Annotated in this window: 25 protein-coding genes; 20 read left to right on the top strand and 5 right to left on the bottom strand. The window is 62.1% G+C overall.

Annotation, left to right across the window (positions count from 1 at the left end; translation table 11 throughout):
• The first annotated feature begins 2 nt into the window (after positions 1-2).
• Genes LDO54_RS08040 through LDO54_RS08030 form a run of 3 tightly spaced genes read left to right on the top strand, consistent with a single transcriptional unit; the run spans position 3 to position 3,515 of the window.
• On the top strand, positions 3-1,019 hold the full coding sequence (locus LDO54_RS08040) for a fumarylacetoacetate hydrolase family protein (protein WP_224009066.1): 1,017 nt from the start codon (positions 3-5) through the stop codon (positions 1,017-1,019).
• Between the two features lie 11 nt (positions 1,020-1,030).
• On the top strand, positions 1,031-1,819 hold the full coding sequence (locus tag LDO54_RS08035) for a cyclase family protein (RefSeq protein WP_224008963.1): 789 nt from the start codon (positions 1,031-1,033) through the stop codon (positions 1,817-1,819).
• A gap of 22 nt (positions 1,820-1,841) precedes the next feature.
• Positions 1,842-3,515, top strand: a complete 1,674-nt coding sequence (locus LDO54_RS08030) for a GMC family oxidoreductase (RefSeq protein WP_224008961.1) — start codon at positions 1,842-1,844, stop codon at positions 3,513-3,515.
• A gap of 124 nt (positions 3,516-3,639) precedes the next feature.
• Here the strand turns inward: LDO54_RS08030 and LDO54_RS08025 are convergent, their stop codons facing one another.
• Positions 3,640-3,933: a hypothetical protein gene (locus LDO54_RS08025; RefSeq protein WP_224008959.1), complete on the bottom strand. Its 294-nt coding sequence runs from the start codon at positions 3,931-3,933 to the stop codon at positions 3,640-3,642.
• Positions 3,934-4,278: 345 nt separating this feature from the next.
• Between LDO54_RS08025 and LDO54_RS08020 the strand changes: the two genes are divergently transcribed.
• The 4 genes from LDO54_RS08020 (at position 4,279) to LDO54_RS08005 (ending at position 8,674) form a co-directional block, all read left to right on the top strand.
• Complete coding sequence (locus LDO54_RS08020) at positions 4,279-5,196, top strand: class I SAM-dependent methyltransferase (RefSeq protein WP_224008956.1); 918 nt, start codon at positions 4,279-4,281, stop codon at positions 5,194-5,196.
• 656 nt (positions 5,197-5,852) lie between these two features.
• Positions 5,853-7,229, top strand: a complete 1,377-nt coding sequence (locus tag LDO54_RS08015) for an MFS transporter (RefSeq protein ID WP_224008954.1) — start codon at positions 5,853-5,855, stop codon at positions 7,227-7,229.
• 28 nt (positions 7,230-7,257) lie between these two features.
• Positions 7,258-7,635, top strand: coding sequence for a C-glycoside deglycosidase beta subunit domain-containing protein (locus tag LDO54_RS08010; protein WP_224008952.1), 378 nt, complete (start codon positions 7,258-7,260; stop codon positions 7,633-7,635).
• 19 nt (positions 7,636-7,654) lie between these two features.
• Positions 7,655-8,674 carry a sugar phosphate isomerase/epimerase family protein gene (locus tag LDO54_RS08005; protein ID WP_224008950.1) on the top strand — a complete coding sequence of 340 codons (1,020 nt, stop codon included), beginning with the start codon at positions 7,655-7,657 and terminating at the stop codon, positions 8,672-8,674.
• Here the strand turns inward: LDO54_RS08005 and LDO54_RS08000 are convergent.
• Positions 8,671-8,874, bottom strand: a complete 204-nt coding sequence (locus LDO54_RS08000) for a hypothetical protein (protein WP_224009072.1) — start codon at positions 8,872-8,874, stop codon at positions 8,671-8,673. The genes LDO54_RS08005 and LDO54_RS08000 overlap by 4 nt on opposite strands.
• 15 nt (positions 8,875-8,889) lie before the next feature.
• Here LDO54_RS08000 and LDO54_RS07995 point away from each other — a divergent pair, with 15 nt between their 5' ends.
• The 9 genes from LDO54_RS07995 (at position 8,890) to LDO54_RS07955 (ending at position 17,197) form a co-directional block, all read left to right on the top strand.
• Positions 8,890-9,132, top strand: a complete 243-nt coding sequence (locus LDO54_RS07995; RefSeq protein WP_253074384.1) for a c-type cytochrome — start codon at positions 8,890-8,892, stop codon at positions 9,130-9,132.
• Positions 9,129-10,292, top strand: a complete 1,164-nt coding sequence (locus LDO54_RS07990) for a Gfo/Idh/MocA family protein (RefSeq protein ID WP_224008947.1) — start codon at positions 9,129-9,131, stop codon at positions 10,290-10,292. Before LDO54_RS07995 ends, LDO54_RS07990 begins: the two co-directional genes overlap by 4 nt.
• A 13-nt stretch (positions 10,293-10,305) precedes the next feature.
• The gene (locus tag LDO54_RS07985; RefSeq protein ID WP_224008945.1) at positions 10,306-11,364 is read left to right on the top strand and encodes a sugar phosphate isomerase/epimerase family protein; all 1,059 of its coding nucleotides are present in this window, start codon (positions 10,306-10,308) and stop codon (positions 11,362-11,364) included.
• Positions 11,365-11,442: 78 nt separating this feature from the next.
• Positions 11,443-11,745, top strand: a complete 303-nt coding sequence (locus tag LDO54_RS07980; protein ID WP_224008943.1) for a Dabb family protein — start codon at positions 11,443-11,445, stop codon at positions 11,743-11,745.
• A 162-nt stretch (positions 11,746-11,907) separates the two neighbouring features.
• On the top strand, positions 11,908-12,456 hold the full coding sequence (locus tag LDO54_RS07975; RefSeq protein ID WP_224008941.1) for a gluconate 2-dehydrogenase subunit 3 family protein: 549 nt from the start codon (positions 11,908-11,910) through the stop codon (positions 12,454-12,456).
• A gap of 2 nt (positions 12,457-12,458) precedes the next feature.
• Entirely contained in the window at positions 12,459-14,141 is a 1,683-nt protein-coding gene (locus LDO54_RS07970) for an FAD-dependent oxidoreductase (protein WP_224008939.1), read from the top strand.
• Positions 14,142-14,242: 101 nt separating this feature from the next.
• Positions 14,243-15,616: a cytochrome ubiquinol oxidase subunit I gene (locus LDO54_RS07965; protein WP_224008938.1), complete on the top strand. Its 1,374-nt coding sequence runs from the start codon at positions 14,243-14,245 to the stop codon at positions 15,614-15,616.
• Between the two features lie 228 nt (positions 15,617-15,844).
• A complete protein-coding gene (locus LDO54_RS07960) occupies positions 15,845-16,840 on the top strand; it encodes a hypothetical protein (RefSeq protein ID WP_224008936.1) in 996 nt (331 codons plus the stop codon).
• Between the two features lie 15 nt (positions 16,841-16,855).
• Positions 16,856-17,197 carry a c-type cytochrome gene (locus LDO54_RS07955; RefSeq protein WP_224008934.1) on the top strand — a complete coding sequence of 114 codons (342 nt, stop codon included), beginning with the start codon at positions 16,856-16,858 and terminating at the stop codon, positions 17,195-17,197.
• Positions 17,198-17,278: 81 nt separating this feature from the next.
• On the opposite strand, the gene LDO54_RS07950 is transcribed toward LDO54_RS07955, so the two are convergent.
• Together LDO54_RS07950 and LDO54_RS07945 are read right to left on the bottom strand one after the other, a co-directional pair.
• A complete protein-coding gene (locus LDO54_RS07950; protein WP_224008932.1) occupies positions 17,279-17,542 on the bottom strand; it encodes a hypothetical protein in 264 nt (87 codons plus the stop codon).
• A 58-nt stretch (positions 17,543-17,600) separates the two neighbouring features.
• Positions 17,601-18,698, bottom strand: a complete 1,098-nt coding sequence (locus LDO54_RS07945; RefSeq protein WP_224008930.1) for a porin — start codon at positions 18,696-18,698, stop codon at positions 17,601-17,603.
• A gap of 237 nt (positions 18,699-18,935) precedes the next feature.
• Here LDO54_RS07945 and LDO54_RS07940 point away from each other — a divergent pair, with 237 nt between their 5' ends.
• Both LDO54_RS07940 and LDO54_RS07935 read left to right on the top strand, forming a co-directional pair.
• The gene (locus tag LDO54_RS07940; RefSeq protein WP_224008928.1) at positions 18,936-19,856 is read left to right on the top strand and encodes a LysR family transcriptional regulator; all 921 of its coding nucleotides are present in this window, start codon (positions 18,936-18,938) and stop codon (positions 19,854-19,856) included.
• Positions 19,857-20,019: 163 nt separating this feature from the next.
• Complete coding sequence (locus LDO54_RS07935) at positions 20,020-20,871, top strand: fumarylacetoacetate hydrolase family protein (protein WP_224008926.1); 852 nt, start codon at positions 20,020-20,022, stop codon at positions 20,869-20,871.
• 14 nt (positions 20,872-20,885) lie between these two features.
• On the opposite strand, the gene LDO54_RS07930 is transcribed toward LDO54_RS07935, so the two are convergent.
• Entirely contained in the window at positions 20,886-21,872 is a 987-nt protein-coding gene (locus LDO54_RS07930; RefSeq protein ID WP_224008924.1) for a LysR family transcriptional regulator, read from the bottom strand.
• 116 nt (positions 21,873-21,988) lie between these two features.
• Between LDO54_RS07930 and LDO54_RS07925 the strand changes: the two genes are divergently transcribed.
• Both LDO54_RS07925 and LDO54_RS07920 read left to right on the top strand, forming a co-directional pair.
• The gene (locus LDO54_RS07925; RefSeq protein ID WP_224008922.1) at positions 21,989-23,650 is read left to right on the top strand and encodes a bifunctional 3-(3-hydroxy-phenyl)propionate/3-hydroxycinnamic acid hydroxylase; all 1,662 of its coding nucleotides are present in this window, start codon (positions 21,989-21,991) and stop codon (positions 23,648-23,650) included.
• Between the two features lie 25 nt (positions 23,651-23,675).
• The gene (locus tag LDO54_RS07920; protein ID WP_224008920.1) at positions 23,676-24,842 is read left to right on the top strand and encodes a VOC family protein; all 1,167 of its coding nucleotides are present in this window, start codon (positions 23,676-23,678) and stop codon (positions 24,840-24,842) included.
• The last annotated feature ends 6 nt before the right edge of the window (positions 24,843-24,848 follow it).

The raw sequence follows: 24,848 nt of genomic DNA, 5'->3' as shown, positions 1-24,848 counted from the left end.
AACTGAAGCTCGCCACGCTCGACGACGGCAGCGCCGACGGCGCGCTCTGCGTCGTGTCGACAGACGGCACGCGCGGCGCGCTCGCCACGCAGATCGCGCCGAACCTGCTGTGCGCGATCGAGCAATGGGACGCCGTGGCGCCCGCGCTCGACGCGCATCGCGTCGCGCTCGATGCGGGCGCGTTGATCGAGAGCGAGAGCTTCGTGCTCGATCAGGCCCGCCTGCGTGCGCCGTTGCCCCGGACGTTTCAGTGGTGCGATGGATCGGCGTTTCTGGCGCACGGCGCGTTGATGGAGCGCGCGTTCAACACGGCGCCGATGCCCGATGCGCGTGAGGTGCCGCTCATGTATCAAGGCGCGAGCGACGACTTTCTGGGTCCGCGCGACGATGTCGCGTTGCCCGATGAGGCGCATCAGATCGACTTCGAAGGCGAGTTCGGCGTGATCGTCGGCGCGACGCCGATGGGCGTCTCGCCTCGCGAGGCGCTCGGTTTTATCCGGCTCGTCGTGCAGCTCAACGACTGGAGCCTGCGTGCGTTCGGCCCGCGCGAGATGAAGACCGGCTTCGGCTTTTTGCACGCGAAACCATCGACGAGCTTCGCGCCGATGGCCGTGACGCCCGCCGCGCTCGGCGACGCGTGGCGCGATGGCCGGCTCGCGCTGAAGCTGCATGTCGAGCGCGACGGCGCGTGGTTCGGCGAGCCCGATGGCCGCGCGATGCATTTCCACTTCGGCGAGTTGATCGCGCACGCCGCGCGCACGCGCGCGCTGAGCGCGGGCACCTTGATCGGCTCGGGCACGGTCTCGAACGAAGGCGCGCCCGCGGGCTCGGCGTGTATCGCGGAGCGGCGCGTGCTCGAACTGCTGGAGAGCGGCCAGCCGCGCACGCCGTTCATGCGCTTCGGCGACCGCGTGCGAATGGAAGCGCGCAGCATCGACGGGATGCAGGCGCCGTTCGGCGTCATCGATCAGCGCGTGGTTCGCATCGACAACGCGTCGCACGATCACTCGAATAATTAATCAGGAACCCTATGAAAACCCCGCGAACGTTCATCGACCTGTCGATCTATCTGGAGAACGACGTGCTCTCCGACCCGCCGCCGCTCGCGCCGAAGATCACCTATCAGCGCCACGCCGATACCGTGCCCGAATTTCTCGCGATGCTGCCGGGCGTGCAGCCTCAAGACTTTCCCGATGGCGAGGCGGCCGCCGCCGAATGGGTCACGCTCACGACGCATTCGGGCACCCATCTGGACGCGCCATATCACTTTCATTCGACGATGGACGCAAGTTTCGGCGAGCCGAAGCCTTCCACGACGATCGATCACGTGCCGCTCGAATGGTGCTTTCAACCGGGCGTGAAGCTCGATTTCCGTCATTTCCCCGATGGCTATGTCGTGAGCGCAGCCGATGTCGAAGCCGAACTCAAACGAATCGGCTACACGCTCGAACCGCTCGACATCGTGCTCGTGAACACGCGCGCGGGATCGCGCTACGGTCACAACGACTATGTGAGCGCGGGCTGCGGCATGGGCTACGAAGCGACCATGTATCTGCTCGAACGCGGCGTGCGTCTGACCGGCACCGACGCCTGGAGCTGGGACGCGCCGTTTTCCTATACCGCGAAGCGCGTGGCCGAGACCGGCAACAAGGCGCTGATCTGGGAAGGGCACAAGGCGGGCCGCGATATCGGCTACTGCCACCTGGAAAAGCTGCACAACCTCGAAGCGCTGCCCGACCACGGCTTCACGGTGTCGTGCTTTCCCCACAAGATTCGCGGCGCGTCGGCGGGCTGGACGCGCGCCGTCGCGATCCTTTGAATCCGGTATCGAGAGAATGTCGATGAGCAACGAAAGCAGTGAATTCGATTATGTGATCGTCGGCGCGGGATCGTCGGGCAGCGTGCTCGCCGATCGCCTGAGCCGCGACGGCAAGAGCCGCGTGCTGCTGCTCGAAGCGGGCGGCGATAACGAATCCGAACTCGTGCGCATGCCGCGCGCGTTCATGAAAATGTGGGGCAATCCGCAGTACTTCTGGCAATTTCCCGTGAAGGCGCAGAAGGACCGCCCGGCGAATGAAACGTGGGTTTATGGACGCGGGCTCGGCGGATCGAGTTCGACCAACGGCACGTGGTATCTGCGTGGCATGCCCGCCGACTACGACGCGTGGCACGCAATGGGCTTGCGCGAGTGGTCGTGGAGCGAAGTGGAGCGCTGTTTCGGCGAAATGGAAAACTACCGCTACCGGCACGGTCATCGCTCGCGCGGCCGCAACGGGCCGCTTCAGGTGACGGAGTTGCCGTTTCGCTCGCCGGTGATCGACGCCGCGCGCGAGGCGGGCCGCCAGATGGGCCTGCCCGTGCTCGACGACATCAACACGCCGAATACGCAGGGCATCGGCTACACGCAGGCGACGGTCGATCGGCGCGGCCGCCGCGCGTCGGCGTATCGCGCGTTTCTCAAGCCTGCGATGCGCCGGCGCAATCTCACGGTGATCACGGGCGCGCTTGCGGAGCGCATCGTGTTCGAGGGCACGCGGGCCACGGGCGTGCGTTATCGCGTCGGCGAAACAGCAGGCTTCGCGCGCGCGCGACGCGAAGTGATTCTCTGCGCGGGCGTGTTGCAGAGCCCGAAGCTCCTGCAGATTTCCGGCGTCGGTCCTGCGGATGTGCTTGCGAAGGCGGGTGTCGACGTCGTGAAAGACCTGCCCGCCGTCGGGCGCAATCTCGTCGATCACGCGATGTTCTCGATTTCGTTTCGCATGCGCAACGATCCGGGCTTCAATCGCGAATTCCACGGCTGGCGCTTGATGCGGCATGTGCTGCAGTACTACACGACGCGCACCGGGCTCATGGCCTATACGTCGCCAGAACTGACCGCGCTGGTGTCGATGCGATCCGAGCCGCATTGGCCCGACGTGCAGTTCGGCGTGGGGCCGTTTTCGATGCGTTCGTCCGAGGAAATCAAGGCCGATCCGGGCCGTGGCGCGTTGGAGGATCAGCCGGGAATCACGCTCAATGGCTATTATTTGCGGCCGAAAAGCCGTGGCAGCGTCGCCATTCAGTCGGCGGATATCGCGCAGCCGGTGCTCGTCGATGCGAACTGGTGGGGCGATCCTGAAGACCGCAAGCTGCTGATCGACATGCTGCGTCTCATGCGCAAGTTCGCGGCCCAATCCGCGCTCGCGCCGTATATCGTGCGCGAGGTTACGCCCGGCCCGCAGTATCAGAGCGACGACGAGATCTTCCAGGCATTGCAGTGGCTCGTGAGTCCCGGCGTGCATGCGACCGGCACGTGCCGCATGGGCGCGCCGGAAGATTCGGTGCTCGATTCGCGCTTGCGCGTGCATGGCGTTGACGGGCTGCGCGTGGTCGATTGCTCGTCGATGCCGACGCCGCCTTCGGGCAACACCAACGGTCCGGCGATGATGCTCGGTTATCGTGCGGCGGAGTTGATTCTCGAGGATCGCGATCGGCGCGTTGAAGAACGGTGTGCGGGGACTGCCGTGTTCGCGTAGTGCTTTGTTGAGTGCTTTGTTGAGTGTTTTGGTGGCTTGCACGTTGCGGTTTGCGTGCAACGTGCAAGCTGATCACGTAGGCGTCACGGTCGCGGGAATAGCCGCCCGGGACGCGCGCCGATCGTCAACCTATCTTGTTGGCCTGCTCTTTTGCGAGCAGACGTTGCGCCTGACGATCCCCATGGTTGGCTTCCTGTGCGGTTTGCACCGAGGATTCGGTGGCTTCCGCAAAGGCTGCGCGCGCCATGCTGCTGATATTGACCGTATAAGAAGCCGATGGCGTCGAACTTTGCGTCGTCGTGCTGGATTGCGTCTGCGATGCGCTGGCCGGTTGCGCGGCGGCCGTCGCCTGTTGCTGCTGCGTTCCGGTACTCGTCGCGACGGACGCGGGTTGACTGGAAATGGCGGCAATGCTCATGAAAGGTCTCCAAAAGGTGAATGAACCGTGAACAGCGCACGGTTTATCGGAGAATCCTTTCCAATACTTAAGAAGTATTTATTTTCAGGTAATGAGCGGCCTTAAGGCTTGCATAAGCTGCGGTTTGATTTCCACTACGCCGACTCACAATAGCCGCGTGCCAGTCCATCGAAATCGTGGATGAAATGGCTGGAATGAAAATGTCTTTTATTCAACCTGCAAGCGCACGGAACGGCGCGCTTTTTAAAAAAACGATCCAGACCGGAAGTCGTGTTTGTTAAGGCGTACATCAGGATACGTCGCTAGTATCTCGCCGATCGCTCAGGTTGCCCGTGGAAATCAATCTTGTCATCGCGCACGAATAACGTTACTCACGATAACTGGTCCACCTGGATTCTCCGGCAACGTCACGGCGACGATCGCGCGCAGGCGCGCAACGTTCGCGTCGAGATTACGAAATACGCGGACCGTGTGCTGGATTCCGTTCGACTCCAACCCGGTATGACATTGGCCGACATTGGCACCGGGGATGGTCTCGTGGGATTTCGGGCAATCGAGCGCGCCGGTGCTTCGATCAGCGTGATCATGACGGATATTTCACCGCCGTTGCTGGAGCATGCTGAAGAGACCGCCCGAAAGCTCGGTGTCAGCGGGCAGTGTGCTTTCGTTCAAGGGTCCGCCGAGCAACTGGACGGTATCGCCAATGCATCCGTCGATGCGGCCACGATGCGCGCGGTGCTCGCCTATGTGCCGGACAAGCCCGCGGCAATGCGCGAGCTTTATCGCATTCTCAAACCGGGCGGCCGTTTCGCCATGGCGGAGCCGATTCTGCGTGATGAAGCGCTTGAGGTTTGCATGCTCAAGCGATTGGTCGATGAAGGCGCGTTCGAGGCCGGTGATCCGTTCTTTCCGCTTTTGCTGCGATGCCGGGCCGCACAATTCCCCGACACGGAAGACAAGCTGCGTTCGCTGCCCATAACGAACTATGGGGAGCGCGACCTGGTTCGCTATGCGATGGATGCGGGATTCACGGACATTCATCTGGAACTGCATATCGATGTGCGGACCGAGGACAGTCTTCCGTGGGACATGTTTATCCGCACCTCACCTCATCCTTTGGCGCCGCCGCTGGAAGAGATCCTCAAGACGGAATTTACCCAGAGCGAGCGCGAGTATCTCGAAGTGCGCATGCGGGCGATTTTTGAAAGCGGCAAGCAGCTTGGCGCGGAACGCATTGCGTACCTGACGGCGAAAAGGCCGTAGACCGTGAACGCCTGTGACGGGCGTTCAAGAAGGGCGGCTGATAAACCGTCGTCATTTCCCCGCGCCGGTGGGCTGTTCGCAACTCATCACGAGTGTGCCTGCGTCGTTCGCCACGGCCCTCACGACGGCGCGGTGGAATTCGCCCGATCCGCAATACCATTCAGCGACAAAATCCGATCGGCACGCTTTTGCGTCGAAAGTGTGCTCAGGCGAAGCGACCGGATAACGGCAGGTTTCGCGAGCGTTACAGTGGAGCGCGAGCGTGCGCGTTGAATTGCCGTGACGCGCGCCGCAGTTCGCACCGTAAGTCCCCGATTCGATACGGATCGGGGACGCCAATGCGCTGAAACTCGCGCCAAGCAGAACGACCGCCAATAAGGCGTAAAACGTTCGGTTCATGATTGCCCCCTTTATCGCGGCGGCGGCTTTCCTCCATTCAGTTTAGGGCGGATTGGGGACTCGCAAAACGCTGCATTCGAATACGCCCACGCGGCTCGAAACCCCAGACGAATGCCGCCGTCATCACATCAGGTGATGACGGTCATATCCCCCGCTTCGTTGATCAACGAAAAGGGCGGCCCGTAGACTCCTGCCATACCCAACAACACTCAGGAGACACGGCGCGGCGGGAGCTCAGGCACCTGCGCCCTTCGACCATGGATCTGTCCCTTCCCAATACGACGGCCGGACGGCCGACCCTCTCCATGGGCGAGAAGCTGAGCTACGGCGCGGGCGAGATCGCGTCGAATCTCGCCTGGAACATGGTCACGGGCTTTCTGCTTTTCTATTACAGCGACGTCGCCATGCTGCCCGTCGCCGCGCTCGGCGGACTGATGCTCGTCACGCGTGTGCTCGACGCCATTTTCGATCCGCTGGTGGGTCTCACCGTGGACCGGACATCGAGCCGCTTCGGCAGGGCGCGTCCGTATCTGCTCTACGCGACGATTCCTTTCGGCATCCTCTGTATTGCGACGTTCACGGTACCGGACTTTTCGCCGCTCGGTAAACTGGCTTACGCGTATGTCACGCTCACGCTGCTCGGCCTGCTCTATTCGCTGCTTTACATTCCCTATAGCGCCTTGTTGCCGCTGATGACGCGCAATCCCGCTGAAAAGAATCAGCTCGGCAGTTTTCGCTCGATGGGCACGTCGATTGCCTCGATCTTCGTCTATGGCCTGACGATGCCGATCGTCGGTTATATCGGCGGCGCCGACCGTCAACACGGTTTCACCGTGGCAGCCGTCATCATGGCCGTGCTGAGCGTCGCCCTGTATTTTCTGGTGTTCTTCAAATGCAAGGAGCGCACGCAGGCCGCAGCGCCGGTTCAACACGTCGCGGTCCGGCTCAGTCTCGCGCAGATGCTGCGCAACCCGATCTGGCGCATCGTGTTCGTGATGGCGCTGCTCATCTTCATCAAGCTGGGCGTGCTCGTGTCGAGCGTCGCGTACTTCACGAAGGACGTGCTGCGCGCGCCCTGGATGATCTCCGTGCTGCTGCCGCTGCTTTCCGTGGCGATCCTGATCGGCGGATTCTTCGCGGGCCTGTATTTCAAGCGCTTCAGCAAGCGTATCGGCAACATCGCCGCCATTGGCGTCTCCATCGCGCTGACGCTCGCCATGCCGCTGTTCCAGTCGCACACCACCGTGTTCGTCACGCTATTCGTGCTCTCGAACATCGTGACCGGCATTCAGGCGGCGACCACCTTCGTGATGATGGCCGATGCCGTCGAGGTGCACGAAACGGCGTTCGGCAATCGCGCAGACGGCCTCATCGTCTCCAGCGTCAGCTTCGGCATCAAGGTCGGGATGGCGGTGGGCACGGCATTGACCGCGTTTGCATTGGGCTGGGCGGGATACAAGCCCGCGGACATCACGGCGAAGGCGGCATCGGTGGTGGGCTGGCTGTTCTACGCCACGCCGGTCGTGCTGATGGTTCTGCAGGTCGTTTGCCTGTCCTTTTATCGCTACGACGAGAAGTCGGCATCGCGCGAAAGCCGCGCGATCCACGGCGAGGGCGCGCCCAAGGCGCTCTAACCCAACCTGTAAATGGAAAATTTCGAACATGATGAAAAACCGAGTAGTGAGCGACAACGGTCTGCGCGCGACGGAGAGCGGATTTGCAATCGATGTGCGCTTGCCGTGGTATCGCTCGCTGCCGTTGTCCACGGTCGACATTGCGGAAATTATTCTGGATGGCGAAACGATTGATCTCGCCGATGTGACGTTTGAACTCGAAGGGCAGACGCTGCGCCCCGACGATCTCCGTGCGTTGACCGACCAGTGGTGGTACGTGCTCGACTCGGCGTGGCTGAACGTCAAGCATGCGCCGATCGCGAAGGGCAGCGCGCACGATGTCGCCGTCACGCTCGCGGTGCGTCCGCCCTATATCAAGGGACTGGTCCGCCTCACGAAAACCGAAAAGCGCCTGGTCGCGAACTAATCGACAGCAGGAGAAAACGATGAGCACCAAGAACACCGGTCTGCGACTGGGCACGACACTCTATAGCCTCACCACGCAGTTTCACGCGCGCGAATACACGTTCGACGAACTCGTGCGCAAAGTCGCGGCCGAGAACCTCGGTCCGGGGCTCGAAGTCGTCGGCTTTCAAAGCATCCGCGGATTCCCGAACGTCAGCGATGAATTTGCGGATCACTTCCGTGGGCTGATCGAAGAAACGGGCCTTGAGCCGTCCTGCCTCGGCATCAACGCCGACTTCCGCATGTCGCGCGATCGCGATCTCACCATTGACGAACTCGTGACGTACCACGAGCGTCAACTTCACGCGGCGGCGAAGCTTGGCTTCCCCGTGGTGCGCTATCAGTACCCCGCGGGTCCCGAGGTCATCGAACGGCTCGTTCCGCTCGCGGAAAAACTCGGTGTCAAGCTGGGTCTCGAACTGCACGCGCCGCATCATGTGCAGCATCCCGATGTGCTGGCGTTCCGCGAAATGTATGCGCGCGTGGGCTCGCCGTATCTCGGCTTTATCCCGGACTTCGGCGCGTCGGCGCGTGCGGTGCCGCCGAGTTTCATCGAGTATTTCCGCGAACTGGAGATTCCCGAGTCGCTGATCCAGCTTGCGCTCGAACACTGGAATGGCGAAGGCGAGGCCTATCCGCGTCGTGACCGTTTCCAGGCCGAGGCGCGGGCGCTCGGTGCCAACGAACGCTTCATCACCGAGATCAGCATTATTTTCGGGCTGTTTTCACGCCAGAACCCCGAGGCGTGGCGCGAAATCATGCCGCAGGTCGTGCATATTCACGGGAAGTTTTTCGATTTCGCCGACGACGGTTCGGAAGTCTCGGTGGACTACGACCGCATTCTGCCGATCTTCGTCAACGCCGGTTACAACGGCTTCATGTCGAGTGAGTATGAAGGCCATATGTGGACCGATTCGGACGGCTTCGACAAGCTGCGCCGCCACCACGCGCTTGCACGGCGTGTACTCGGCAGACTGAACGAAGTCGAACACGCAGGTTAATCGTCAGTTAATTGTTGGTTGATCGCGTGCACGGTGCGGATCGATAGCGAGCTTTTAATCAGGATGCCGAAGTGAGAGGAATTATGCGTTTGCGGGCTGTTGTACTGTGTGTTGTTGCTTTGGCGGCCGGAGCCGCGAAGGCCGAGCCGGGCGATGTTGCGGCGGGCAAATCGGCATTTGCGCGCTGTGCGGCCTGCCACTCGGTCGCGCCGGGCGTGACGCTCATGGGGCCGTCGCTGTCGGGCGTCGCGGGCCGACGCGTCGGCTCCGTGGCGGGCTTCCGCTATTCGAACGCGCTCGCCGCGTCTCACGATACGTGGACGCCGGAGCGGCTCGCCGCATGGCTCGCCGATCCCGCAAAGGTTTATCCGGGCAACCGGATGCCTTTCGCCGTGTCGGACGAGAAAACGCGCCGCGATCTGGTCGCTTATCTCTCGACATTGACCGCCGCAAAATGAGCTTCGCATCGGCGGGAAACACGCGCAAATTGCGCCTCGCGATGGTCGGCGGCGGTCCCGGTTCGTTCATCGGTCCCGTTCACCGGATCGCGGCGGAACTCGATGGACAAATCGAGCTGGTCGCCGGCGCGTTCAGCAGCAACGCTGAACGTTCGGCGCAGGCCGCCGCGCAATACGGCATCGATCCAGCGCGGGCTTATTCGGATTACGAAACATTGCTCGACCGCGAGCGAGAGCGCACGGACCCGGCCGACCTAGTTGCGATCGTCACGCCGAATCACCTGCATTTTCCGGTTGCGGCGGCCGCACTCGCGCGCGGTTATCACGTCATCAGCGACAAGCCCGCGACCGCCACGCTCGACGAGGCGCAGGCACTGGCCGAGCACGTGGCGGATAGCGATGGGCTTTACGCGCTGACCTATACGTACACGGGCTATCCGATGATCCGGCAGGCGCGCGCGATGTGCGCGGCGGGCGAACTGGGGCGCATCCGCAAGGTCGTCGTCGAGTATGTGCAGGGGTGGCTCAGTCAGCCCATCGAAGCCGATGAGCAGAAGCAGGCGGCATGGCGCACCGATCCGGCGCGCGCCGGTATGGGCGGCTGTATCGGCGATATCGGCGTGCACGCTTTCAATCTCGTCGAGTTTGTCACGGGCGAGCGTGTCGTGAAGCTTTGCGCGGACCTCTCGGCGATCGTGGAAGGCCGCCGTCTCGACGACGACTGCAATCTCCTGGTTCGCCTCTCAGGCGGCGCGCCCGGCGTGATCCATACGACGCAGATCGCGGCTGGCGAGCGTAACGGACTTGCGATTCGTGTCTTTGGCGAAAAGGGTTCGCTGGCCTGGGAGCAGGAGGAGCCGAATCGGTTGCGCGCTTCCTGGCCCGATCGGCCGACGCAAATTTTCCACGCGGGCGCATCGTATCTGGCGGCGTCCGCCGCGAGCGCGTGCCGTTTGCCGCCGGGGCACCCCGAAGGCTATCTGGAGGCCTTCGCGAATCTCTATCGCGACTTCGCAGCGTCGATACGCGCGCGAGCATCGGGCGCGAGCGATGAATGTGGGCTCGTCAACGGCATCGAGGCGGGCGTTCGCAGCATGCGTTTCGTGGAAGTCGCAGTGGCGGCGAGCCGCGACGGACGCGGCTGGGTCGCGATGGATTAAACGAGGAGCGTGCATGCAAACCATCAAGGGACCGGGCATTTTTCTGGCGCAGTTCGCGGGCGATACGCCGCCGTACAACTCGCTGGAATCATTGGCTCGCTGGGCGAGCGGGCTCGGATACGTGGCCGTGCAGATTCCCACCTGGGACCGTCGGCTATTCGATCTCGAACTCGCGGGCACCAGCCAGGATTACTGCGACGAAGTTCGCGGGACGCTCGCGCAGCACAAGCTGCAGATCAGCGAACTGTCGACGCATTTGCAGGGACAACTCATTGCCACACATCCGGCGTATGACGCGCTGTTCGACAACTTCGCGCCTGTGGAACTGCGCGGGCAGCCGCAAGAGCGGCGCGAATGGGCGCAGCGACAGTTGCGCCTGGCCGCGTCCGCAAGCCGCAAGCTTCAACTGAAAGCGCACGCGACGTTTTCCGGCGCGCTGGCGTGGCATTTGTTTTACCCGTGGCCGCAACGGCCCGCTGGCCTCATCGACGAAGCCTTCGCGGAACTCGGCAAGCGTTGGCTTCCGATCCTGAATGCCTTCGATGAAGCGGGCGTGGATGTCTGTTTCGAAATCCATCCCGGTGAGGATCTGCACGATGGCGTGACGTTCGAACGCTTTCTGGATGCAACCGGCGCGCATGCGCGCGCGAATATCCTGTTCGATCCGAGCCACCTGCTGCTTCAGCAGATGGACTATCTCGCGTTCATCGATATTTACCACAGCCGTATTCGCGCGTTTCATGTGAAAGATGCCGAATATCGGCCGAACGGGCGCAGCGGTGTCTATGGCGGTTATCAGCCGTGGTTGTCGAGGCCGGGCCGTTTCCGCTCGCTCGGCGACGGATCGATCGACTTCAAGGCGATCTTTTCGAGCCTGACTCAATACGGCTACGACGGTTGGGCGGTTGTCGAATGGGAATGCTGTTTGAAGCATCCCGAAGCGGGCGCGGCCGAAGGCGCATCGTTCGTGCGCGAGCATCTCATTCGCGTCACGGAACGCGCGTTCGATGACTTCGCGGGCGCCGACGCGGACAGCGCGCGAAATCGGCGGATTCTCGGACTCGTCGCTTAAACCTGCTGTCGCGACGCCAACGCTGCCCTCACGGCGCAGCGTCGTTGCTGCAGCCATTCTTGATGGGCGATTCGAGGTATGAGCGCAATTAGACACATCGTGATGTGGGAGCTGAAAGGCGAGTCTCCCGAAGAGAAGGCGACGGCCGCCAAGCGGGTCAAGCTCGCATTTGAAGGTCTCAACGGAAAAATTCCGGGTCTGCTCAAGCTTGAAATCGGCATCGATTTCAGCGGCGTCGATTACGCCTGCGATGTCGTGCTGTATTCGGAGTTCGATAGCCGGGAGGCACTGCGGGCGTATGCCACGCATCCGGAGCACCTGCGCGTACGCGACGAGCTGACCGGTGTGCGCGTGAGCCGCCATCAGGTCGACTACGCCTGATGCGTGCAGGCAGATTCGAAGACGATTCTAAGCCCGATTCGAAGCAGGTGTATGGGCCATCTTGCTTAATCGACTCGCGCGGCGCTTGACAGCCAATTCGAAGTACGACGCGGCTGAGCGCCTCGCCCCGCAATGCAGGCAACTACGATAACGAAGGAAGAGATGGAGACACGCAGCATCAATCCCAAACGCCGGCGGCTCATTGTCGGCGCCGGCGCTGCCGCAGCGGCAGCGGGCATCTGGACGCTGGTCGGCACGGTTCGTCCCGCCGAAGCGGCTTCTTCGCTGGTCGACTTCGTTTGCGATCAGGCCCTGCCGCAGACGGATACGCCCGGCGCGTTGTCCGCAGGTGTGCCCCAGTTCCTGCGTCTGGCGGTCCAGCACGGACTCGCGGGCGCAAAACCCGATCTGCTTGAGCAACTGGCATCGGAACTCGATCACGCCGCGGGCGGCCGCTATGACGCGTTATCGACTGCGGAAAAGCTCAAGGTGCTCACGCGCCACGACGAGGCCTGCTTCAAGGGCGGACGACCGAGCGGCGCGCAGGCATGGCCCACCGTGAAGCGCCTGATTCTGATCGGCTACTACACCTCCGAGATCGGCGGCTCGCATGAATTGCGCTATGAGCTGGACCCCGGTGGCTTCCAGCCCGATCTTCCGTATAAGGCGGGCGACCGCGCCTATTTGAACGACTGGTTTGGGACGATTTGATCATGCGTGACGACTTCGATGTGATTGTGGTGGGATCGGGCATCTCCGGTGGTTGGGCCGCGAAGGAACTGACTGAAAAAGGTCTCAAGGTCGCGCTGATCGAGCGCGGCAAGATGATCGAGCATCAGGCCGACTATCACAATGAAATGAAGGCCCCTTGGGAGATGCCGTTCCGGGGCATGGGCGATCAGAATCTCTTCAATGCCGATTACCCGCAGCAGCAAGGGCTTTTCTTCAACGAATGGACCCAGGATCATTGGGTCAACGACCGCCAGAATCCGTATGAATCGAGCGGCCCCGTGCCGTTTCAGTGGCGACGCGGCTATCAGCTTGGCGGCCGTTCGCTGACGTGGGGACGTCATGTCTTTCGCCGCGACGACCACGATTTCGAAGCCAATCTCAAGGATGGCAACGGCAGTGACTGGCCGATTCGTTATCGCGACATCGAACGCTGGTATGCGTATGTCGAATCGTTTATCGGCGTGTCGGGCGACGCCAATGACAAGGTCGAGGGCTTGCCGAATGGCGTCTTTCAGGCACCGTTCGGACTGACCGCGCCCGAACTGGCGCTGAAACAGCGTCTGGCCGAACACTACGACGGGCGGCGTCAACTGATCATCGGCCGCATCGCGCACCTGCGCGAAGCGAAGGAAGGCCGTGCGCCGTGCCAGGCGCGGCTCATCTGTTCGCGCGGCTGCTCGTATGGCGCGTACTTCAGCACGCAGAGTTCGACGCTGCCGGCGGCGCGCGCCACGGGCAATCTCACGCTGCTGACCGACCAGATTGTCGAACGCGTCGATTACGATGCCACGTCGAAACGCGTGACTGGTGTGAGCCTGTTAAATGCGGTCGATGGCTCGCGCAAAAAGCTCACGGCGCGCGCGGTATTTCTCAATGCTTCGGCGTTCAACTCGGTCGGGATTTTGCTGCGCTCCGCCTGTGATTCTTTTCCGAATGGTCTGGGCAATTCCAGCGGCGTGCTCGGGAAGTACATCATGGACCACGGCTCCACGACTTTCGTCGCGCGCATCAAGGGTTTCGACGATCGAACTTACGCGATCAACCGTCCCGCCGCGTTCATCATCCCGCGCTATCTGAACGTCACTGAAAAACAGGCCGGTCTGCTGCGCGGCTATGCATTCCAGGGTGGCGTGTCACGGCGCGGTTATACGCGCGGTGCCGATGGCCCGGGTTTGGGTATCGCGTTGAAGAAAGACCTGAAAGGCGTGGGCGACTGGATCATATTCATGGGCGGATTCATCGAAACGCTGCCGCGCGAATCGAATGCCGTGACTTTGTCGCGTTCGGCAAAAGATGCCTACGGTATGGCGCAACTTCATATTAATTTCGAATTCTCCGACAACGAACACCGGCTGGCGGAACACGCGACGAACGAAGCCCGGCAGTTTGCGGGTCTCATGGGCTGGGACGTGTTGTTCGCGTCGCCGGAACTGGGGCGACCCGGCAGTTCGATTCACGAAATGGGCGGCGCGCGCATGGGGCGAGATCCGCGAACGTCGTTTCTCAACGGATTCAATCAGAGCCACGACATTCCGAATCTGTTCGTCACCGACGGCGCGGCGATGGCTTCGTCGGGTTCGGTCAATCCGTCGCTGACCTATATGGCGTTGACGGCGCGCGCGGCGGATTACGCCGTCAAACAAATGAAGGCCGGTGCGATCTGAAATCGAGTCATCGATGAGTGCGTGTGCGGACGCACGTCGTACCGCGTCGTTGGTTTTCTGACGCCATTCTGAAACGTTGAGAGCTGATCCGCATGCTGGGCATGTATCCGACTTTTTATATTCCGGGCATTGGCACCGCCTGGATGATGGGCATCATTGGTGTCGTTCACGTTGTTGCCTCGCATACGTCCGTGGGCGCGTCGTTTCTGTTTGCCTTACTGGAAACACGCGCATTCCGGCAAAACAAGCCGGAGCTGCTGGCGTTCATCAAGCGCTATGGCGCTTTTCTGCTGGTCTTTTCGTACATCATCGGCTCGATTACGGGGCCGGGAATCTGGTACGCCATCACGGTCGCGAGCCCGCGCGGCGTGAGCGGTCTCATCCACAATTTCGTCTGGGTGTGGGCCAGCGAATGGGTCTATTTCACCGTCGAGGTGATCGGCGTATATGCGCTCGTCTATCTGATCGACAAGGTGGATGCGCGAACGCACCTCATGCTCACGTGGACGTTCGCGATGGCGTCGTGGGCGACGATGCTGCTGATCGTCGGCATTCTGTCCTTCATGATGTGGCCGGGCAACGCGATCTGGTATGAAACCGGCCGAGCCGCCGACGCGTTCTTCAGCCCGAACTTCTTCGCCCAGCTTGGCGTGCGGACGGGCGGCATGCTCGTCATGGCGGCGATTGTCGGCCTGGTGCTGGCGAGCCGCGTGCGCGACCGCGCGCAGCGGCGCGAAATCATTCGCCTCGTGGCGCCGGTGGGACTGAGTGGCGGCGCCATCGCCGTGCTCATGTTCTTCGCGTATCTGCATACGCTGCCGCAGAACGCGATCGTGATGCTCAACACGCATCTGCTGCCCGTCTACGGTCGGGAAATGCTCGCGGTGTTTATCGTCACGGCGAGTTGGCTGATGTTTTGCTGGGTGTTTCCGCAGCGCGTTTACACCTCGCTCGCGGTGCCGCTGTTCGTGCTGATCGCGGTGGCCGGCGTGTGGCCTGAGGAGCGCATGCGGGAATCGATGCGCAAGCCTTTCGTGGCGGGCCAGTACATCTACGGCAATCAGGTCATCGCGCGGAATGTGCCCGGAAGAGGCATTCACGATGAAGTGGACCGGATCGCGGCGCATGGACTGCTCGCGCTGCATCCCTTCATACCGGATCGCCTGCGCGTGATCGACGACGCGAACCGGCTCGAAGCCGGGCGTCTGCTGACGCGGCTGGCCTGTGCGAATTGCCATTCGCTGGAGCCGGGCGGACCATTGCGCAGTCTGCCCGACAAACTCCATCGCGCGACCGACGAAGACCTGATTGCCGCATTCCTGCGTGGGCCGCTCGGACACGGCACGCAACCGTATATGCCGCGCATCGACTTGCCGGATGCCGAGGTTCGCGCCATCGCTCACTACCTCGCCGCTGTCGACGCAGGAAAAGATGTCGACCGCCTGATCGATCAACATCATAAAAACGGCCGCTAGAACATGGAAATAGGTGCAGTCATGGACGCGATGCGCGATCCCGCCGGGATTCCCGCGCCGCCGTTCGTCTTTCAGGCGCTGATGGTGATTACATGGGCGCTCCATATTGCCTTTGTTCATCTGTCGATGGGCGCGGCGGGTCTCGCCATTTACGCGTTTCATTCGCGTTCGCGCGGCGCGCATTGGACGCGTCTCTCGATGGCGATGACCAAAGTGGCGAAGGTCGGTGTGTCGCTGCTGATCGTGCTCGGTGTCGCGCCGCTCTTGTTCACGCAGGTCATCTACGATCCGCAGTGGTACACGTCGAACGTCTTGTCCGGGCGTTGGGCGCTGGCGTTTATTTTCACGCTGCTCGTGGCCTACTGCTCGTGGTACGTGTTTTACGTATCGAATCACGAGCACGCGAAACGTCGTGCGGGATGCTATGCATGGATCGCGTTGCTGTTATTTTGCGTCGACGGACTCATCATGCACGCGCTGTCGTATCAGGCGTTGTTGCCGGAAAAGTGGATGAGTTGGTACGCGCCCGGTGGTGTCGTGGACACGCGTGGCGCGGCCCTGCATGCGATCGAATGGGCGCGCTATGTCTTGATCATGGGGCTTTCCGTGCCTGCCATCGGCGTATTCCTGATTGCTTACGCCCATTACTTTTCCGTGCGCGGCGATCGTGATGCGCGCTATCTGGTTTTCGCGCGGGAACTCGGGCGGCAAATCGCGCAGTGGGGTTTTCTGTTTTCGATCGTGCCCATGCTGGCCTGGCAGTTCGACCTGCCGCCCGCGTCGGGTCTCGAACTGCTACCGCTCGGATGGTCGATCGTGGGCGCTCTCGCAATCATGGGCGCATGGATGCGGCTTCCTGGTTCGAGCGTGCAGGGTTATCTGCCGATGGTGGCCAACTTCGGCATCGTCTCACTGCTCGCCGTCTGGCGGGAAGTCATCCGCATGCGCTATTTAAAGCCATTGGGTTACGACATTCACAGCTATACGGTTCATCCCGACGCTCCGTCGATGCTGTTGTTCTTTTTGACGCTTGCAGGGATCGGTGGCGTGGTGGGCGGTTTTTATCTGACGCTGCTGTATCGATCGGGACGCGTGGCGGGGCGTTATACCGCCGAACCGCTCGTGCGCTACCTCGCGCGCGGCGCGTTGTCCGTGCTCGGTGTGTGGATCACGGCATTCCTCGCCTACGGTGTGGTGATTTCACTGCGCGACAGCTTTAACTAAACCAGGTAATCGGCATTGGATACGAAAACCCCTTATTTCGCGGCCGGGTTGGCTTGCGTCGCGGCGCTTGCTATGGCGAACGCCCACGCAAAAAATCCCGGTATCGACGCGAATGCAGGAAAGCAGCGCGCGGCGGTTTGCTTTGCTTGTCACAATACGAATGGGATGGCGCAGATACCCGGTGTGCCGAATCTCGCGGGCCAAAATAGCGATTACCTCGAAGAAGCGCTTAGGGCGTATCGCGACGGCCATACGCGCCAGAATGTCATCATGAATGCGATGGCGTCGCCGTTGAGTGACGGAGATATTGCGAACATTTCGGCTTACTTCAGTCTGCTTCATCCGCAAATGAAATGAATGGCGCGGCGATTTTTATCCGCCGGATCAGTACAACGATCCGGCGGATAAAAAGTGACTGCGGTTCAAATCAGCATCGCATCACTGTCTTGAAGAAACCTGCGGGGCCGACGCCGCTGGCGCGGCAGGTTCACTCGCGCCGCGCCCACGCGGCGGCCCAGGCGGGCTCGGAATGCGCGCGGGCGGCGCGGGGCCGCGACGCGGCGGACGGCAGCGGTCCGACTTCGGATCGAGATGCCAGCCCACTTTGCAGATCTTCTTCGGTTGCGCCTGTGCAGCGTCGGCGGCCAGCAGGCCGATGCCGAGGCTCAAACACAGGAGCGAGAAACGCAGTACGTTTTTCATGAGTAATCTCTTTGCGAATAGTGTGTCGCGACGATGGCGCGTGTTGACGTGTTGGCGCTCAGAAGCGATGGGTAATACCGATACGCAGCAGCGATTGCGTGTCGGTCGATGAAGACTCCGGCAGGAAGCCAATGCGCGCGACCGCATCGACACCGCTTGCACGCTGATACACCGCGATCGCATAGATATCGGTGCGCTTAGAAAGCCCGTAAAACGCGCCGACGGAAATCTGGTGATCGTGATTGCTGTTCAGCACGGCATTACCCCAGTTGTACTGGTAGTGCAGCGACAAGGTCACGTTTTGCGTGGCCGGATAAAAGCCGCCGACGCTCACGACCTGCGCGCCCGCGCCATTGTTCGGATTGCGCGAGTTGGTATAAAGCGCGTCGATAAAACCGATGCCGACAGCGAGGCGTCCACCGAAGCCGAAGTTTCGCAATGCCTGGCCGTCGTTCACGATGTCGGTATTGCGCGTGTAGGTATAGGCGGCGTCGAGTTGCAGCGGACCGCACGAGTAATCGGCGCCGAAGCTCTGCGTATTGCCTCGTCCCGCATGGCCCGGCTCGCTACCGAACGCATACATCGCGCCGAGCGAAAGGCCGTAGATTGCGGGCGTGCGATACGAGACGGCGTTATTGAACAGATACCAGCCGATCACGCCGTTGAAGTCCAGCGAACCCATCGCGAGGTTGAAGCCGGAGAAGGGGCCGGCCGAACTGTTGTACGGCGGCATGGCGTAGAGTTCCGGCCCCCAGCGCGAGAGAGTGAGCGACTGAAACATGAAGTCGTTCAACTGGCCGATGGTCAGCGTGCCCCAGGTGTCGTTGCGCACGCCAATCTGCGGGCCGTAACCATAGTCGGCGCCATTCGACGCATTGAAACTATGCGATACGTCGAAGAAAAAACTGCTTCCGCCGCCGAGGTCTTCTGTGCCTCTGACGCCGAAGCCGCTTTTCCACATGATGCCGGGCTGCATTTCGATTTGTTTGCCGCCGGCGACGTTCGAGATATAGGTGATGCCATTGTCGATCGTGCCGTAAAGCGTGACCTGTGCATGGCAGGCATCGCTCGCTGCGAGGGCGAGTGTGCCCGTCATCAGCATCGTATTGAGGCGGCAACGCGGATACGCGCGCGGGCGCGCAGCAGACTTCTTCATGCTGTCTCCATCTCCTTTCTTGTGATGTCGTTACGCCCTCGTTCAGGGGCGTTTTCTTCCGCCTGTGTGGCTGGAATGACGCAAGCGTAGAAGGTGGAGTGGACATTGATCAAAGCGGTGCGCGATATTAATATCATCACGCGAAGTGATCACTAAGGAATAGAAATGAAAGATGTGAAGGAGACGAAAGCGCGGGCGGCCCGTTCCAGCGAGCCTGCCGCCGCGGAGCGAATCGATTTGAATCTGCTGAACGTCTTCGACGTGGTGATGACCGAGCGGCACGTCACGCGCGCGGCCGAGCGCCTGGAGATGACGCAGTCGGCGGTGAGTAACGCGCTGAACCGGCTGCGCACGCAGTTCAAGGATCAGTTGTTCGTCAAGTCGCCGAAGGGTGTCATGCCCACGCCGCGCGCGCTCGCCATGTGGCCCCGCGTGCATCAGGCGATGGAGGAACTGCACGCGGCCACGCATATGGACGATATGGACGTCAGCGAATCCGATCTGCGGTTCCGCATTTCACTCGGCGATCTGTCCGCGGCGTTGCTGGCTCCGCACCTTTACCGGGTGCTGGCTTCGCATGCGGCGCACACGCGGCTGTCCTTCGTGCCTCACGATCCGGCGATGGCCGGCGCGCGGCTCATGCGCGGCGAAGTCGATTTCGCCATCGGGCTGGAACCGCCTCGCGCGGCGGTGGTGCAGGGCATGCCGCTGTGGTCGACGTCTTATCTGATCGCGGGTCGCAAGGGCCATCCGCTATTCGATCGGCCTATTTCGCTCGCGTCGTTTTGCGAAAGTCCGCAGCTTGCGGTGAACGTGCTCGGCGAGGACGATGCGCCCAGTCCCGTCGACGATGCGCTGGCGAATCGCGGCCTCAAGCGCGATGTGCGTTTCTCCGTGAATCAGTTTTCGGTGGCCGCGCCCATTTTGCGTGAATCGGATCTCATCGCCGTGCTGCCTGCGCGACTCGCGCTCACGTATTCCGCGCGCGGCATCATCGAAACGCGGCCTTTGCCTTTTTCGATTCCCGACGCCGTGCTCTATCTCACGTGGCATCAGCGCAGCAATACCTTGCCGTCGCATCAGTGGTTGAAGCAGCGGCTGATCGAAGCCGCAACGCAATTGAATATCGAAGCGGAAAGGGAATTGCGGAAAGACTAAAAAGCGAATTATTTCTCCCGCTGATAACCGTCATATTCCTGACTATGTTGCCCGGCGCATTCCGCACGAATAGGCTGCGCTAGCGAAAGTCTGTCGGCGCGGTCCCACGTGTAGCGCGCGGCCGCGCCAGCCGACATCACCGAGGTCAGGGAGATCAGGCGGCATGAAGCTGGTGAGCTTTACACACAAGGGCGAGAGCAGTTGGGGCGCGCTGACGGATGCGGGGATCTACGACTTCAAACGGCTATCGGGCGGCGAGTGGCCGACGCTGCGCCACGCGCTTGCGGTGCAGGCCGGGGCGCAGTTGAATCAGCTTGTCGAGGTGGGCGCGCCGTCGCTCCAGTTGCAGGACGTCGTGCTGCAAACGGTCATTCCCGACGCGGTCAAAATCCTGTGCGCCGAATGCGGCGATAGCGATTCCATCGGCGTGCAGCGCTTTCCGCTGATGTCCCGACGCGATGTGTTTATCCGCTTGTCCGGCACGCTGGTCGGACACGGCGAACCCATCGTGCGGCCCGCGGATACCGACCAGTTCGAATTGCGCGGCAGACTGGCCGTGATCATCGGGCGCGCGGGGCGGCGCATTCCGCGCGAGCTCGCGCGCGAGTATGTGGCGGGCTACGCGCCGTTCTGCGATACCACGGTGCAGGAATGGCGGCGCGCCGGTCGCCCGTCGACGATCGCGATGAATTTCCCCATGACCTGTGGCATCGGTCCGTGGATGTCGACGCGCGACGCGTCGGGCGACGAGGCGGATTTCCATCTCACGACGCGCGTGAACGGCGCGGAAATCGACTACCAACCGGGCGCCGATCTACGACGCGATATCGCCGACACGATCGCCTTCTGCTCGGCATTCACGCCGCTTGCGCCCGGCGATATTCTGGTCGTCGGCGGGCGGCCGCGCGCGAGTCTCGAAACGAGCGAAAACACGCTGAAACCGGGCGATTCCATCGAAGTGGAAGTCGCGAACGTCGGCACGCTTTATCACCCGGTGATCGACGAAGTGCGCTAGCGTGTTTCGCCGTGTCAGGCGGGCCCGCGGTCCGCGTCCACATTCAGTTGCGTGACCGATTCGATCAGCCGCTGCTTGAACCACTGATGTGCGGGCAGCGTATTGCTGCGCTGATGCCAGCTCAGGTTCAGCACGATGTCGGGCACCTTGAACGGCAACGGACACACGTCGATCTGTTCGCGCGCCCGCGCCGTCATGGCGAAACGCGCGGGCAGCGCGGCGATCAGATTCGAATCGAGCAGAATCGACGTGGCGACCGAAAACTGATTGACTGTCATGCAGACATTGCGCGTGAGGTCCTGGTTCGCGAGCGCATCGTCGATCGGGCTCGGGTAATCGTCGTCGCCTGGCAGATTGATCGTCAATTGTGGCGCCTCGCAGAATTGCGCGAGCGAAATGCGCTGCTTGAGCAGCGGATGACCTCGCCGCCCCGCCACTACATAGGACTCCGACCAAAGCGGCATCGAGTGAATCACGGCCGTTTTCGGCGGCTCGATGCTCACGATGAAATCGATCTCGCCTCGCATCAGCCGAGGGCCGGCGGTCGCCGGATCATGCGGGATCACAAACACGCTCGCGTCCGGCGCGAGGTCGTGGATGCCGCGATAAAGATGCGGCAACAGCAGCGACGCCGAAAGATCGCCCATCGAGAGGCGGAATCGCTGCGCGGTGTGCGGCGCATCGAAGTCCGTGGGCAGCACCGTATCGTAAATGTCCTCAATCGACTGATGAATCGCGGGCCATAGCGTGAGCGCGCGCGGCGTGGGATTGACGCCACGCGCCGACTTCACGAACAACTGGTCCTGAAACAGTTCGCGCAGCCGGTTCAGCGCGTTGCTCACGGACGACTGCGTGATTTCCAGTCTTTCTGCGGCCCGCGTGACGTGCCGCTCCGTCATGACGACGTCGAATACTCGCATCAAATTCAGGTCCAGGCGCATGCGCGCCGGGTCCACACTCGCGGACTGCGGACTAACCCTGGTCGCCGGTGGCGTCGTCATGTTGTGTCTCCGATCATCATTTCAAACGATGACGATTATATTGCTAACCGCTTTGATCAATGTCGTCGACGTAAATATCCTTCGTACTCGTCGTCACACACGAAGGGTGAAGGTAAGTGAATCAAAGCAAGGAGACGGTCGCCAACCTTGAGGCGATCCAAAGCGATGTCCGGTCGGAGGACTATGACGTTGCTGTCGTCGGCTACGGGCCGGCGGGTGAGGTGCTCGCGTCGACGCTCGGTGCAGCGGGCGCACGCGTGCTGGTGATCGAGCGCTGGCCGCAGCCGTATCCGCTGCCGCGTCTCACGACGCTCGATGGCGAAGTCTGCCGTGTCGTGCAGGCGACCGGCATCGACACGGACATGGCCTTCGCCGAGACCTCGGTTCAGGACGCCTGCCATTTTGTCGATGCAGCGGGCGAGCCGCTGATGGTCGTGAAATATCCGGGCCTGCTGGGCGGATGGCCGTCGCGGGTGTCGGTGTTTCAGCCCGATTTCGAGCGATCGATCGCCGCGAAGGTGGCGACGATGCTCAACGTCGAGGTGCTGCGCGGCTGGGAAGCCACCGCGCTCTCGCAAGACGACGAGGCCGTCACGCTGACGATCGCGCCGTTCACGCAGGAGTCCGGCGCGCAGCACGACGCCGCGCGCACGGTGCGCGCGAAGTATCTGGTCGGCACCGATGGCGCGCGCAGTTTCGTGCGCAGCGCGCTCGGCATCGAGATGCGCGACTACGACCTGCACGAACGCTGGCTCAATTTCGACGCGGAAATCCTGCGCCCGATTCCCGAGGAATTCTCGAAGCTGAAGATCTATATGGACCCGGCGCGCCCGCATATGTACATGCCGATCGGCAAGCGGCGCCTGCGGCTGGAATTCCGCGTGATGGAAGGCGAGACCGACGAAGCGATGACGCAGCCCGACATCGCGTGGGACTTCCTTTCGCGTCAGCACGGACTCGGCCCCGAGGACGTGCGCATCATGCGTCAGGTGGTGTATCACTATCACACGCGCGTCACCTCGCAATGGCGCACGGGCCGCGTGTTTCTCGCGGGCGACGCGGCGCATACGATGCCGCCGTACATGGGCCAGGGCGGTTGCGCGGCGATTCGTGACGGACGCAATCTCGGCTGGAAACTCGTCGAAGTGCTCGCGGGCCGCAGCAGCGACGCGTTGCTCGACGACTATGGCGTCGAACGCGAGCCGCACGTGACCACGCTGGTCATGGCCTCCGATCGTCTCTCGCGCGTCGTCAACCTCGTGGACGCGGCGCAGGCCGCCGCGCGCGATCAGGGCATGCGCGAGAAGGGCGAAGGGCATCCGCCCGAACTGCCTGCGCTGCTCGGTGGCGTACTGCATCGCGACGCGCACGGCAACGTAGTGGCAGGCAGCGGTCTCTTCACGCCGCAAGGGCGCTTGGGTCGCGACGGCATCGAGGACCGCGGCGACGAGTTCCTCGGCGGCGGCTTCCAGCTCTGGTGCCTCAAGGACCCGGCCGCGCATCTCAGCGACGAAGCACGCGCGACGCTCGATCGCCTTGGCTGCAAAGTGGGCGTGTTCGACGACGCGGCCTCCACGCACGCGTTCGAAGATATCGACGGCACGTATCGCGCGTTCCTCGACAACCTCGATGCCGAAGTCGCAATCATTCGTCCGGACTTCTATGTATTTGGCGCGGTGAAGGCGCAAGCGTTGAACGCGCTCGTGGCCGATCTCGGCGTGCGCCTGTACAGCACGAACGCTGATCAGGCCGTGGGCGCAGTCGCGTCGGCTGCATGAACACGCTAATGAAGAGGAACACAGCATGAGTTACAACGTGGGCGGCCTGACGCTCGAACAACCCTTCCGCATTCGGCGCATCGGGCACTTCGGTTATCACTCGCCGGACATCGAAGGCACGGTCGCGTTTCTGTCGCGCAGCCTCGGCCTCTCGATCAGCGATGTGGACGACTTTTCGTCGCGCGTGCCCGGTCTGCCGAAAGAACATGCGACCGGCTATTTCCTGCGCTGCAATGCCGATCATCACACGGTGGTGGTCGGCAGCCAGATGCTCGTCGATACGCGCGAGCCGAATCGCAAAGGCTCGGTCGTCGGACAGATTTCCTGGCAGGTCGGCAGTCTGCGCGAAGTCGTCGAAGGGCTGAATTTCCTCGACAAGAACGCGAAGCTGCGCCGTGTCGGCCGCGATGCGCCCGGCTCGAACTGGCACGCCTATGCCTACGATCCCGACGGCTATATCAACGAGATCTTCTACGGCATGGAGCAGGTGGGCTGGGACGGCCGCAGCAAGCCCGAGTCGATGTACGACCGCGCCTTCACGACCACGCCGCCGCTGCCGCAGATCGCCGAGTATCAGGAAGTCGATACGGCGCTCGCGCGCGGCGACACGCTCGACGGCTATCGCAACGTCGAACAACGCGAAGCGCGCTACGAAGTCGAAGGCGTGCTGATGCCGCAACCGTTCAAGCTGACGCGTCTCGCGCGCATCACGCTTTACGTCGCGGACATGGAAGCGTCGCTCGCGTTTTACCGCGATATTCTGGGGCTCAAGGTGAGCGAGCGCGTGAAGGTTCACGGCAAGGAATGCGTGTTCCTGCGCGCCGACGACGAGCACCACACGCTCGCGCTTTATCCGCGTGAATTGCGCGAGCTTTACGGCTTCGCCGCCGGTTGCGGCTTCGCAGTGGCGAGCTATCAGCAGCTCGTCGAAGCGCGACGCTTCCTGCAGGAACGTGGCGCGCGCATTCTCGATCTGCCGCGCGAACTCACGCCCGGCATTCACTACGGTTTCTGGGTCCAGGGCCCCGATCAGGTCGCGATCCAGATTTTCTACGGCATGGATCGCGTCGACCGTTCGGGTCTCGCGCCGCAACCGCCTGTATTTCCCGCTACGCCCGACCAGTGGCCGCAAAACATCGTTCACGGTGGCGCGGCCTGGTACGAACCGCCTTTCATGGGCCCGCTTGCCTGAGGATCG

Source organism: Paraburkholderia tropica, from assembly GCF_914484835.1.
In the GTDB taxonomy this organism is placed as follows: domain Bacteria; phylum Pseudomonadota; class Gammaproteobacteria; order Burkholderiales; family Burkholderiaceae; genus Paraburkholderia; species Paraburkholderia tropica_A.
The sequence above is the reverse complement of the archived record's forward strand: the minus strand, read 5'-3'. Positions and strand labels throughout refer to the sequence as shown.

Coding starts and splice junctions, on each gene's coding strand:
- LDO54_RS08035 (WP_224008963.1), top strand. CDS start 1,031: ATGAAAACCCCGCGAACGTTCATCGACCTGTCGATCTATCTGGAGAAC.
- LDO54_RS08030 (WP_224008961.1), top strand. CDS start 1,842: ATGAGCAACGAAAGCAGTGAATTCGATTATGTGATCGTCGGCGCGGGA.
- LDO54_RS08025 (WP_224008959.1), bottom strand. CDS start 3,933: ATGAGCATTGCCGCCATTTCCAGTCAACCCGCGTCCGTCGCGACGAGT.
- LDO54_RS08015 (WP_224008954.1), top strand. CDS start 5,853: ATGGATCTGTCCCTTCCCAATACGACGGCCGGACGGCCGACCCTCTCC.
- LDO54_RS08010 (WP_224008952.1), top strand. CDS start 7,258: ATGATGAAAAACCGAGTAGTGAGCGACAACGGTCTGCGCGCGACGGAG.
- LDO54_RS08005 (WP_224008950.1), top strand. CDS start 7,655: ATGAGCACCAAGAACACCGGTCTGCGACTGGGCACGACACTCTATAGC.
- LDO54_RS07990 (WP_224008947.1), top strand. CDS start 9,129: ATGAGCTTCGCATCGGCGGGAAACACGCGCAAATTGCGCCTCGCGATG.
- LDO54_RS07985 (WP_224008945.1), top strand. CDS start 10,306: ATGCAAACCATCAAGGGACCGGGCATTTTTCTGGCGCAGTTCGCGGGC.
- LDO54_RS07980 (WP_224008943.1), top strand. CDS start 11,443: ATGAGCGCAATTAGACACATCGTGATGTGGGAGCTGAAAGGCGAGTCT.
- LDO54_RS07975 (WP_224008941.1), top strand. CDS start 11,908: ATGGAGACACGCAGCATCAATCCCAAACGCCGGCGGCTCATTGTCGGC.
- LDO54_RS07970 (WP_224008939.1), top strand. CDS start 12,459: ATGCGTGACGACTTCGATGTGATTGTGGTGGGATCGGGCATCTCCGGT.
- LDO54_RS07965 (WP_224008938.1), top strand. CDS start 14,243: ATGTATCCGACTTTTTATATTCCGGGCATTGGCACCGCCTGGATGATG.
- LDO54_RS07950 (WP_224008932.1), bottom strand. CDS start 17,542: ATGAAAAACGTACTGCGTTTCTCGCTCCTGTGTTTGAGCCTCGGCATC.
- LDO54_RS07945 (WP_224008930.1), bottom strand. CDS start 18,698: ATGAAGAAGTCTGCTGCGCGCCCGCGCGCGTATCCGCGTTGCCGCCTC.
- LDO54_RS07935 (WP_224008926.1), top strand. CDS start 20,020: ATGAAGCTGGTGAGCTTTACACACAAGGGCGAGAGCAGTTGGGGCGCG.
- LDO54_RS07930 (WP_224008924.1), bottom strand. CDS start 21,872: ATGACGACGCCACCGGCGACCAGGGTTAGTCCGCAGTCCGCGAGTGTG.
- LDO54_RS07920 (WP_224008920.1), top strand. CDS start 23,676: ATGAGTTACAACGTGGGCGGCCTGACGCTCGAACAACCCTTCCGCATT.